Genomic DNA, 12,377 nt, shown 5'->3' on the forward strand with positions numbered 1-12,377 from the left:
GAACTATAAAAACCCAAAAATTTGATCTGCCCCCTATTTCCCCAAAACTTTTAGCTGCTTAGCTATTTTTCTGGCCGAGTGACGTATTTTTTGAGTCTCTCCATCTTTACTCAACGCCTCCAGCTCCGCCTCTAAGCTATTAGATCTCGGGACGAATAAAGCCCATTTCAACGCCAAACCAGACCAGTACTCACTCTGACTTCTAAGACCTGCCAAAACAATTTGCTCAAATGGAAATAAGTCTATGAACTCCTCGGAAAGCCCATAACCTTTAAGCCCATCGATCATCTTGCAACGAACCACTTCTGGTAGATCTTCTAACACTGGCAGAAAAAATACACACGTAGTTTCGTCGCTGACTGTCTGAACAACAGACTCTGTCGATCTAGCCCAAAGCCCCTTGGAAGTAAGCCCCAAAAGAAAACGCCCCCCACACAACTTTGCTACAGGAAGCCAACTCAAATTAGCCCCTTCAGAGTTGTACTCAATTTTTTTTATCCATGGAGCATCTAGTTTACCGAGCTCCATCAATAGCTTTTTTTTCAGATCATCTATCATCTAGATATCCCGGGAGTATGGGTAACATCCACCCCATGGCTGCTCATAAAGGACTTGAACTGCTCACGAAGCTCGGGAGTCCAGTTCATCCCGTAATGTCCGCTCCATTCATAGGTTCGAAGAACTCCATTTTCCTTCCAGATCCCCCCGCCGACGATAGCGTCAGATGAAGGGATTTTTCCAGCATCCAATATCCCATCATGCCCAAATTGATTCCGCCCCATGATGAAGCGCTGACTAGCCGGATCGTAAATAAAGTCAATAGGTTTTGAATTACTCAACCCTTGTACAGCTTTAGAGGACGAATATGCATCACTGACTTCTAAGAAGCCCTTAGCTGGCCCACTTCCATTTGCCGCAGCTTTTGCAACCGTTTTTACACCACCCGCAACAGCCAGCGCCCCGCCACCAAACACACCAAACGCCGTCCCCCCGAGAGTAGCATTCCCGCCCGCCACTTCCGCAGCGGCTATTGCAGCCTGGTTGCAGGCCAGCGGAGCAAACGCGCACCCCATCAACAGTTCAGGTGTAGCCACTGCCAGCCCGAGAGCACCAGGTATATAGACCCAGCCAGCAACATAATCATGGCCCGGCCCCTCATACCCATCGCTTCTGGCCAAGGATCTGAACGCCTCAGAGATCTCATCAGGTGTCTTGCCTTGCTCGATCATTTCAGCGCCGAGACTGGTCGCAGCAGCTCCCCAATTACCGCCCATATGTACGAAATCGTTGTAGCGCTGAGCATTCCCCGCCACCCAACTGGCTGTCTCGGGATCACCATTACCCAGAGCGCCCGCCAACACCCCAATAACTTGAGCGGTGGCCACTTTAAACTGAGGATTCGTAGCAAGCTGAGAATCCAGGTATTTACCAAGATTCTCTGTCGCAATAGTCGTCAATCCTTCCGCAGCAGCCCCTGCAAGTGCGCCTGTTTTAAAATCACCGCCCTTGGCAGATGAAAGTGCTCCGCCCAAGACAGCATGCATGAACACTTTTGAGGCTGTGCCAGGGCTGACTTCCAGATAATCCGCTAAATCACCGACTTGTTTATTTCCAAAAGCGGCTGTGAGATCGAGACCTTCCGAAATGGCCGCAGCACCGAGATTATCTTTTAAACTACCGCCGTTGATCGCAGTGTTAACGCTGCCTGTGACTAATGCATGTGTGCTGCTTCGAAGTACGTTCTCACTAACCGTGTTCCAATCCAGCATGTTTGAGGAATAGCCTGGATTGTTGACACCATTGGCATTCAGAATCAAAGGACCGTCGGGATTCCAACCCGCCACAGCGGTATCTATGCCGGCCAAGATACCGCTTGTAACCATCTGGGTTGCATAGCCTTTAATCGCATTTTTATTGGTTGCGGCTTTCAAGCCCGCACCAATGTCTCCGCCGCCATTGATAGTGCCCACAGCGAAGTTGCTGGCCATGGCTCCGGCGAGAGGCCCCAGATAGAAGCTTGCGACAATCGAGATAATCAGCGCGGGTGCAGCACCTAAACCTGAGTGCTTGTAATCCCAACTGTCATGAATCTCCTTCACAACTCGCCAATCAACTTGACCGTTGGCTTCGGCTTGCTTGATCCACGCTAATTGAGGTTCAGCTTGAACCATCGCATCAATCGTTTGGCTGACTGTTTTTTGATCAATTTGTTTAATGTCGATATTGATCTTGCCAGCAGCACGGATAGCTAACTCACCCTGAGCCACCATCTGTGTCTGACGCAGTGTCTCGTCTGTAGCGCCCTTCCCCTTGGCACTGTTCCACGCCAAGTCGCTTTTGCTCTTCTCATGACTCTCCTGATGCAGATCCTTCACCGCCTCAAACGTCACCGCCCCACCACTGACAATCGCAATATCCCCGCCACTGTCGAGCTTCGCCGCTTGATACTTCTGATCCCCACCACTTTCCAGCGTCAGGTCGCCCCCCGTCTTGATCTCGCTCCCGACATTCTTCACATCGGTCACTTCATCCCGCTGGGTCTTCTTGCTGCCCCAATTGCCCTTCTTGCTCATGTCATACAGCGAATAGTGACTGTCTTGCGCGGCCAGCAGTTGCAGTTCGTTATCGGCATGCACGTACGCTTCGTTGCCTGCGCTGATTTTGCTCGCGACCAGGGTCAGGTCGGTGCCGGCCACGGCGATCAGGTCGCCGCCGGCTTTGAGTTCGGCGCTTTGTTGGGTGACGCTGTCCAGTTGGGTGGTGGTTTTGGTCTGGCCTTTTTTGCCTTTGGAGTAGTCGTGCTGTTCGTTGGCGGCAGCGGCCAGGGTCAGGTTTTCGCCGGCTTTGACGCTCAGGTCTTTGGCCGCGCTGACGGTGCTGGCGACCACGGCGATGTCGCGGCGGGCGTCGATGGCGAGGTTGCCGCCCACCTCCACGCTGGAGCCGTGTTGCAGCAGGGTTTGTTCAGTGCTTTTGACCCGGCGGCGCTGGTAGGCGGCGCTGTCTTCTTCGGTCTGGCTGGCGATCACTACGTCGCGGCCCGCGGTCACACTGGCGTTGCCGCCCGCTTTCAGCGTGCTGCCTACGTTGAGCACATCCCGGCCGGCGTTAAGCCTCAAGGTATCGGTAGCTTCGAAGCGCGAAGCATCGCTGGCCACGTCGTCGCGCAGTTGGAATCGCTCGCCGTCACGCTTGAAGGTGGTGACGGTGCGCTCGTTGATGATGTCGCCGGTCACGGCCGTGGCGCTGATGTCGCGGCCGGTGATGATGCCGCCACGGCTGTTGCGGATCGAGTCGGTGGCGAGCATTTCCAGGCGGTTGCCGGCTTGCATCAGGCCGCTGTTGTCGATGTTGCCCGCGACCATGCTCAGGTTGTTGGTGGCGCGCAGGGTGCCGCTGTTGTGAAGGTCGCCACCGCTGATCAGGCTCACGTCCTGGCCCTGGATCAGCGCGCCGTTGGGGGCCAGGCGGTTGTTGGCCTGGGCCAGGTAAAGCACGGGGGTCAGGACTTTCTCGCCGTTGACCTCGGCCTCTTCCATCCAGACGATGTCGTGGGTCAGCGCCGCCACTTGCTCGGCGGTCAGCGACACGCCCAGTTGCAGGTTGAGCGAGTCCTTGTAGGAGATGGCGTTGTCCATCAGGTAGCGGAACAGCGCGTCGTCGCTGGCGAGGCCGTTGATGTAGCGCTGGCCGGTGCGGGCGACCACGGCTTCGCGGATCAGGCGCTGCTCGTAGAGGCCGTCGCCCAGGCGCTTCCAGCTGGCGTCAGGGTTGTAGCCGAGTTTGCCGAGCAGGTAGTCGGAGCTCATGAACTGCTTGAGGTCAGTGAGCGCCGGGTTGGTTTCGATCAGGTATTTGTGGCTGTTATCCACCGGGGCAATGTCCGGCACACCCTGTACGCGGGTGACCGAAGGCGCGCGGCTGTCCAGCACCCGCGGGCCCTGGCCAGTGACCGCGCCGCTGACCGGCTGGCCATCGAGGCTGAAGCCGCGTTCTTGCACGGCGCTGTAGTCGAGGGTTTTCTCGCGCTCGGCGGCGCTGACCACTCGCCCGTTCACGCTGAAGTCAGCGCTGCCGGTGGCGGTTTTACCCGCTGCGCCGGCCTTTGCGGCCTGGCCGCTGAGGCGGAACAAGCCGTTCTGAGTGGTCGGCAAACTGAAGCCAGGCAAGGTCACCGGATTGACCTGACGCTGGGCCAGGTCCGGCGGCAGTTGCGCGGTGATCGCCGGTTTGACCGTGGAGGCAAACACGTCGGAGTTGGTGTTGCGGTTTTGCGCCGGCGTATTGATATCCGTGGCGTTGGCGCGGATCACGCTGTTGTTGATTTGCTGCGTGGCGTTAACGGTGACGGAACCGGCCGCCTGAATAACAGCGGGGGCAATCACACGTCCGGCGGTGGCGACGACATAACTGGAGTCGTTGTAGAAGTTACCGATCCCGTCTCTCAGCTTGGCGATGGTCATTTCGCCGGGACGGTAGTCGGCCGAGTTGGGGTTGTTGTAGAGGTTGAACTGATCCCTGCGAGTGATAAACGTGTTGTAGACGCTGTCGTTGCGGGTATAGAACTCCGAGTCGAAGTGGCGATCTTCGCCACCTGCTGCGCCTGTGTTGTTCAGTACACCAGTATCGATCTGGATATTGCCCGCAGCCGAGATTGAGCTGTAGAGGTTGTCGACGGTTTGCGCGCCAACGGTCAGGCCTGCACCCGATGAGATATACGCCGTGGGGGAACTGCCGGTGACGACGTCCTCGTAGCGCTCAACCGAGCGGAAGTGCACTTCACAGCCCTTGCCGTCACAGAAGTCGTCGTAGTAGGTGTCGAAGCTGCCCGACACCAGTTTCATTTCGGTGCTGAATTGGTCGCGGCGGTTGCTCAGGGTGTCGGCCAGCAAACGCATGTTGCCGGTGCTTTCCAGGGTGCCGGAGACGTTTTCGATCAGGACGCTGCGCCCGTTGGCGTCGTCGCGGGCGATGTCCAGGCCGCCCAGGCTGTAGACGTCGCCATAGCGGTTGCTGAAATCATTGACGCGCAACGTCATGTCGCTGCCGCTGAAGACCAGGCCCTTTTCGTTGAGCAGGTGAGTGGCGTTCAGGCGGACCTTTCCAGCGCCGCCCAGGGTGCCGTAGTTGTTCAAGGTGGTGGCGTTGACGGTCAGGTCGCCGATGGCGGTCAGGCGCCCGCGATTGTTCAGGGTGGTGCTGTTGATCCGGGTAAGTGCACCGCCGGCAATGCGTGCGTTATCGCCCAGGTCCATGCGGGCGCTGGTGAGGCTCATGGCGCCCAGGCTGCTGACGCGGCCGTTGCCGCTGTAGCCACCGGTCAGTGTCAGGTTGAGGGTGCCATCGCTGGCCAGCAGGCCTTCGTTGGTCCAGGTGCCGCCGACGCCGGTCAGGCTTTGTGCGCCCAGCAACTGGCCGCTGGCGGTCTGGGTGAACTCGCCGATGTCGAGGTTCAGGCGTGCGGCCTGAATTACGCTGCTGTTGGTCCACTTGGCGGCCGTGATGTCCAGTTGGCCGCTGGTGATGAAGCTGCCGCCGGCACGGGTGACCTGGTCGGACGTCAGGTCGAATGTGCCGCTGCCGGTATGCACGATGCGCCCGCCGTTGTTGTCCAGGCTGGCCGCTTGCAGGTCGAGCGCTTCATTGGCGCTTTCCAGCGCACCGAGGCGGTTATCGAACAGCCCCTGTGTGCTGATGCGGGTGGAACCGGTGCGGCCCATGGCCCGCAGCGTACCGCCCACGTTGCTGACGGTTTGCGCGGTGAGGCCCAGGGTGTCGTCGCTTTCGATCAGGCCAAAGCGGTTGCTCAGGGCGCCTGTCAGGCCGAAGTCGATGGTGCGCGCGCCGACCTTGCCGCCATTGCCGGCAGCCGTGCCCTGGTTATCGAAATCCTGGGCCGTGACCTTGAGCAAGGTGTCGGCATACACACCGCCACCCTGGTTATTCAAGGTGCTGGTGACGATACGGTTTTCACCGCCCAGGGCCGAGAGGTGCCCCAGTTGGTTGAGCAAGCCGCCGTTGGCGGTGATGTCCAGCGATTGCGCCTGGGTGATCCCGCTGCCGTTGTCGAACAGGCCGCTGACCAGTTTGATCCAGCCCTTGCTGCTGTTGAGTATGCCGCCGGCGCTGTTGACCACACTGGCGGTTTGCAGGTCCAGGTTGCCACTGAGGCTGTCGACCCGGCCGCCCTGGTTGTTCAGGGCGCCACTCAAACGTAGCCGGTTATCGACTTGGCTTTGCAGCGTGCCTTTCTGGTTATTCAGGGTTCGGGCGGCCAGATCGAGCTTGCCCTTCTGGCTGAAAATCAGGCCGTCCTGCTGGTTGTTGATGTCACCGGCCAACAGCTTGATCACCAGGTCTTTCTGGCTGGCGAGGGTGCCTTTGTCGCGGTTATCCAGATCGTCGGCGAGGGTCAGGTCGAGCCGGTCCTGGCTGACCAGTTGGCCGCCCCGGTTGTCCAGGCTCGACGCGTTCAGCAGCAAGGCTGCGCCACTGGCCAGACGGGCGTTGTTGGCGTTGATCAGCGCACCGCTGAGGGTGCCTTCCAGGGTGCCCTGGCTGATCAGTTGACCGGCGCTGTTGTCCAGGCTTTGGCCAACCAGGGTGATGTTGGCAGCACTGATCTGGCCGCCACGGTTGAGGATTTCACTCTGGGCATGGTTGAAACCCAGGTGCTGACCGGCGGAAATCAAGCCGCCGTTGCTGTTGTCCAGGCGCCCGGCGACGGTGAGGTTGACATCCGCCTGGCCTGAGATGATCCCTTGATCATTGTTCAGGCTGGCCGCGCTGATGGTTTGCGTGCCCTGACTGACCAGGGCACCTGCCGCGTGGTTATCCAGCGTGCCGGTGAGCGTGGTGAGCAGGGTACCGCTCTTGCTCGACAACGTGCCCTCGGCGCTGTTGTCCAGGCTGCCCCCGACGACCGTCAGGCCATTCCAGCCGGAGATCAAACCCTTGTCAGCATTGACCACGGCATCCGCTTCGAGACGCAATTGATCGGCACTGAGGATGACCCCGCGATCACCGTTATCAATGCGCTTGGCGGCCACGCTGAACGCCGCCTGGCTGGAGATTTCGCCTTGTTCACGGTTGGTCAGGTTGGCCAGGCGCGCGAAGGTCAACGGTCCATTGGCGCTGATCAAGCCCGCGCTGTTGTCCAGATCGCCGCCTTGCAGGTCGAGGCTCACGGCGCGTTCGCCGATCAAGCGGCCCTGGCGCTGGATCAGCTTCTGGACCGTGAGTTTCAAGTCGCCCTTGGACGAGATTTCTCCGCCCTGGCTTGAGTCCACACGCTGGCCTGCCAAGGTGAGATCGCTTTGGCTATTGATCAGGCCCGCACTGTTGTCGAGATTGGCGACGGTCAGGTTCAAGGCGTGCTGGCTGCCAATCACGCCGCTGCGGTTATCCACATCGGCAGCGGTCACCGTCAGGCTGCCATCGCTGACCAGTTGCCCGCCCTGGCGGTTATCCAGCGCGCCGGTGTTGAGCGTCTGCAGCGTGCCGGCCGAGAGACGGCCCTTGTCGCTGTTGTTCAATGAGCCGGAGGTTGTAGTCAGCGCAGTGGCAGCAGAAATCAGCCCCTGGTTATGGTTGTCCAGAAGGCCTGTGACCTTCAGGTCCAGCGCGCCACGGCTGGCGAGGGCGCCACCGGCCTGGTTATCCAGGCTATCGGCATCCACCTGCAAGAGGTGCTTGGCTGACAACACACCTTCGACGCTGTTATCCAGCGCCTTGGCGATGCGCACCTGAAGGCTGTCGCCACTGATGACTTTGCCGCCCCGGTTGTTCAGCGCGTCGGCCGTCAACAGGAAGGATTGGGTGCTGGAAATCTCGCCGCCCTGGCTGTTGTCGACGCTGCCCAGGTTGCTCAGCAGTAATTGGCCGGGGGTCGCAATCAGCCCGTGATCGCGGTTGATCAGCTGCCCATGGCTCAAGTCCAGATCGATGTGGGTATCGCTGACCAATTCGCCACGATCATGTTGGTCCAGCCCGGTCAGGGTGGCCTTGACCGTGGACTTGGCAAAGATCGAACCTTGCTGGCTGTTGTCCAGTTGCCCGGCATTGAGGGTGATGCCGGCGTCACTGCTGATGCTGCCGCGCTGGCTGTTGTCCAGACCCGCGCTGCGCACGTCAACCTGTTGCTTGGCGCTGATCACACCGCCCTGGCTGTTGTTCAGCGCCGCGCTCACCAAGGTGGCCTTGCCATCGGCCAGCAGCTTGCCCGCCTGATTGTTCAGTTGGCCGTCCGTTGTGATCGACAGCGCGTTGGCGGCGGACAGAATGCCGCCCTGGCGGTTGTCCAGCGTGCCAGCCTTCACCGTTAACGCGCCTTCACTGAGCAAGGTGCCTTGGTCATGGTTGAGCAGGTCACCGGTCAGGTTGATATTCAGGCCTTTCTGGCTGGTGATGCGGCCGCCCAAGCTGTTATCCAGTTGACCGCCGTTCAGTACGAGGCCCTCGCGTCCCGCCAGCAGGCCTTTGCTCTGGTTGAGCAGGCGTTGCACGGTCAGGCTCAAGCCGCTGTCACCAATCACCTTGCCGGCGTTGTTGTTCAACTGGTCGGCCACCAGCAGCACCTTGGCCTGGCTGGAGATCTCGCCTTGCTGGTTGAGCACGGCTTGGCTGCGCAAATCAACGCCGTTGGTGGCGGCAATGAGACCGCCGTTGCGGTTGTCCACCGAGGTGCCAGTAAGGCTCAGCACGCCTTCACTGACCAACTCACCCGCTTGCTGGTTGAGCACGCCGACGGTGGCCTGCAGATCGCCCTTGGCACTGATTCGACCGGCGCCGTTTTCCAGATGGTTGGCATTGAGCGTCAACCGGCTATCACTGCTCAGTTGGCCGCCATTGCTGTTGTCGACGCTGCCACCGGTCAGGGTCAATGCCCCATCAGCGATCACCAGGCCGCCCTGGTTGGCCAGGGTATCGCCGTGCAGCGCCAGGGTGGTTTTACTCGATACCAGCCCAGCCTGGGCGTTGTTCAGTTGACCGACCCGAACCTGCTGGGCCGCTTGGCTGACCAGGTTGCCTTGATTGTGATTGTCGAGCAGCCCGGCGATGGTCGCGATCAGGTTGCCCTGGCTGGCGACGGAGCCTTGGTCGCTATTATCCAGGCTTGCGGCTTGCACCGTCAGCAGGCTGGTGGCGGAGAAAATCCCCAGGCGGTTATCAATGGCGCCGCTGGCGGTCACGTTGAGTTCGCTGCCCAGCAGTTTGCCGGAACGGTTATCCAGCGACGTGGCGCTAAGGGTGGTTTGCTGGGCGGAAATTTCGCCCGCCCGGTTGCTCAACGCCCCGGCCGTTACCTGGGTCTGTTCCTGGCTTGCGACCAAGCCGTTATCGTTGGTCAATTGCCCGGCGTTGAGCGTCAGGTTCTTGAGGCCTATTACTCGGCCGTTCCGGTTATCCAGAGCAGCCGTCACTGTGACGTCGGTGCTGTTATCACTGTGCACCAGGCCAGCCGCTCGGTTATCCAGGCCGGTGGCATTGACCTTGAGCGCGTCGGCCCCCAGAACCCGGCCGCCCCGGTTATCGAACTGGCCTGCGCTGGCCACGGTTTTCACACCGCTCAAGGTGCCGCCCTGGTTATCCAGGGTTTGTGCAGCGGCGACCGTCAGGGTGCGACTGGCAACCACGCTTTGGCTGTTTTTCAGGCTCGCCGCCGTCAGGTTGACGTCGCCGTTGGTATTGCGGCTTTCATCGGCATTCACGCCGGCCTCGATGATGCCGTTGTTGATCACCTGCCCGCTGCTGGTCAGGCTGATGCTGTCGCGCGCGGCGAAGCTTTTCTGGTTGCTCAAGCCTGTGGTGGTTTGCGCATCGATTCGGGTACCGGCATACACCGCGCCCGTGGCATCAAGCTGGTCGGCCTTGATCACCACCGCTTCGCTGGCCTTGGCATTGACCATGCTCAAGCGCCCGTTGGCATCAAGCTGGATATCCCCACCACTGGCCGCCAGGGTGCCATCGAGCTTCACGCCCACACCGGCTTCGGTGCCCACCAGTTTGATCGCGCCGGCGTACATGCCGCCCAGGGCCGACGAGTCGATCGCAAGCTCGGGTTTGGCGCTGCCGTCATCGGCGCGGGCGGTGGTTTTCAGGCTTTGTGCATCGACGTCGTTGCGCCCGGCGATGACGTTGAGTTCGCGGGCGTTGATTTGTGCATTGATCTTGGCCGAGCGGGTGATGATGTCGAAGCGGTCGACGTTGCTGGCGTTCAGGCCTTCGCCATCGATGGTCACGGCGCCGCCATCGACCTGGTAGCTTTTCAGCTGGCCGGTGGGGTCGATGATGGGTTTGCCGGTGGTGAGGGTGACGTTGGGCGTGTTGATGAAGCCGCAACCGGCGCAGGTCACGCCGTACGGGTTGGCCACGATGACCTTGGCCGACTGCCCCGCCACTTCGGTATAACCGCGCAACTGACTGGCGCTGCCGCCGTTGACTTCGTTAAGAATGACGCTGGCCGCGCCGCCCTTGAGGTTGGGGTTGCCGACAATGATCCCGCCCAGTTGGGTGTTTTGCAGCGCGCCGTTGGCGTTGTTGAGAATCACGCCGTTGGGGCCGACGTTGTACTGCTGGAACTGGTTATGGGACAAGCCTGCGCCGTTGGGCGTGGCGATGTTCACCACCGGCACGCCATTGCCCGCCGCGCCCACAGTGGTACCCGGCGCACTGACCACGATGCCCTCGGCCTGGGCCAGCAGCGGTTGCCAGAACAGTGCGTTGGCGAGGATCAACGCCAGCCCGCGTTTGGGCAGGCCGAAGAACGCGTTTCGCGGTTTCAGGGTGGCGGAAGGTTGGCGGGCCAGGAAGGCAAATTGTCGAACGTCCATTTTCAGTTTCTCGCTGCGGCGCAACGTTGAATTACAGGAAGAAATCCAGGCGGAAGTAGATCGGCGCTTCGCGCTCGGTGACGACTCCGGGTCTTTCCAGCGAGTTGGCAAAGGTCACGCTGGTGCTGACGTTCTTGCCTCGGGCGAACAGCTCCAGGGAGTTGCTGGACACGCGGCCATGAACGTTGTCGTTGTAGCGGTCGTTGCGGATCACGCCCTGGTCGTAGCCGACGCTGGCGCCGTATTCGAAGAAGGCCGGGCGCATCCAGTCGAGGGTCACCGGGCGCGCCCAGCGCACTTCGTTGCGCCAGTAGCCGCCGCTGTCGCCGGTCAGCAACTGGTCCTTGAAACCGCGCACCGAAGCCGAGCCGCCGAGGCTCATGCGCTGGGGCGAGAACAGCGGGTCTTCACTGCGTTGACCGGTGGCCAGGCTGCTGAAGCTGAACGACTCGCCCCACAGACTGAACGGTTGCAGGTAGCTGACGGTGGCGGTGTATTTGCGGTAGCGCGAGTTCGGCTGGCGGCGGCCGAAGGCGTCGCGCTCTTCCTGGGACTGGGCGTCGAGCAGGCCGATGCCGTTTTGCATGCCCAGGTCCAGGTTGACGAAGGCCGTGCCGATACGCCGACCGTGGTTGACGCCCAATTGCAGTTCGCTGAGGCGGTTGCTGCTGGGCGCAGTGCGCACGTCGAGGATGTAGTTGTTGGTGCGCAGGTGCGCGAGGCCGACGTTGACCGAGGTCTTGCTCACGTCGTCGCGGTGGATCACTCGTTCGGCGCGCAGTTGGTGGTTCTGGTTGTCGCCGTCCTGCTTGTATTTGAAGTCGTCGGTCACGCCGAAGGTGCGGTAGTCGCTCTCGCTGTAGGTGTAGCTGAAGTTCCACCAGCCCCAAGGCACGTTGTAATAGAGCATGGTGTTTTTCGAGGTTTTTTGGTGGTCGCTGATGGCGTCATGGCCGCCGCGCAGAATCAACTGGTCGCCCAGGCCCAGCGGGCTGTCCCATTCAAGGCCGGCGCCCCATTGCTGTTCGCCGGTGCTTTTCTGGCCGTCGTTATTGCGCGACAGGCTGGCGCGCCAGGGCTTTTGCGCGGTGTTCTTGACCACCACGTCGCTGCCGCCGACTTGCTTGCCGGGGGTCAGTTCCATTTGCGCCTGTTTGGACGGCAGGCGGTTGAGCTGGTCCACCAGTTGCTCGATTTCACGCAGGTTCAGCGCTTCGCCGACCTTGCCGGGAAACGCCATGGCCAGTTCGCGTTCGGTCACGGTGCTGCCTTCGGCGCTGCGCAAGGCTTCGAGCTTGCCTTCCACCACCAGCACTTGCAGGTGGCCAGTGGACAGGTCCTGCTGCGGCAGGTAGGCGCGGCTGGTGACGCGGCCTTTGCCGAGGTAGTAGTCGGTGATGGCCTTGAGCAGGTCGTTGAGCTGGGACACGCCCAGGCATTGGCCGACGTAGGGCTTGAGCAGGCGCTCGCGCTCGGAGGCCGGCAGGCTGTCGGCGCCTTTGAGTTCGATGTCTTTGATCGGGAAGCAACGGGTGTCGGCGGGCG

3 protein-coding genes are annotated in these 12,377 nt (G+C 60.7%); all 3 read right to left on the reverse strand.

Annotation, left to right across the window (positions count from 1 at the left end):
• Window positions 1–33: 33 nt before the first annotated feature.
• On the reverse strand, window positions 34–558 hold the full coding sequence (locus BFP93_RS15345; RefSeq protein WP_065893740.1) for a hypothetical protein: 525 nt from the start codon (window positions 556–558) through the stop codon (window positions 34–36).
• Window positions 555–10,832 carry a two-partner secretion domain-containing protein gene (locus tag BFP93_RS15350; RefSeq protein ID WP_141687975.1) on the reverse strand — a complete coding sequence of 3,426 codons (10,278 nt, stop codon included), beginning with the start codon at window positions 10,830–10,832 and terminating at the stop codon, window positions 555–557. Before BFP93_RS15350 ends, BFP93_RS15345 begins: the two co-directional genes overlap by 4 nt.
• A gap of 31 nt (window positions 10,833–10,863) precedes the next feature.
• Window positions 10,864–12,377, reverse strand: a 1,514-nt coding sequence (locus BFP93_RS15355; protein WP_065892896.1) for a ShlB/FhaC/HecB family hemolysin secretion/activation protein, incomplete at its 5' end; no start/stop codon positions are given.

The organism is Pseudomonas sp. 44 R 15, assembly GCF_900004965.1.
Classification (GTDB): Bacteria; Pseudomonadota; Gammaproteobacteria; order Pseudomonadales; family Pseudomonadaceae; genus Aquipseudomonas; species Aquipseudomonas orientalis_A.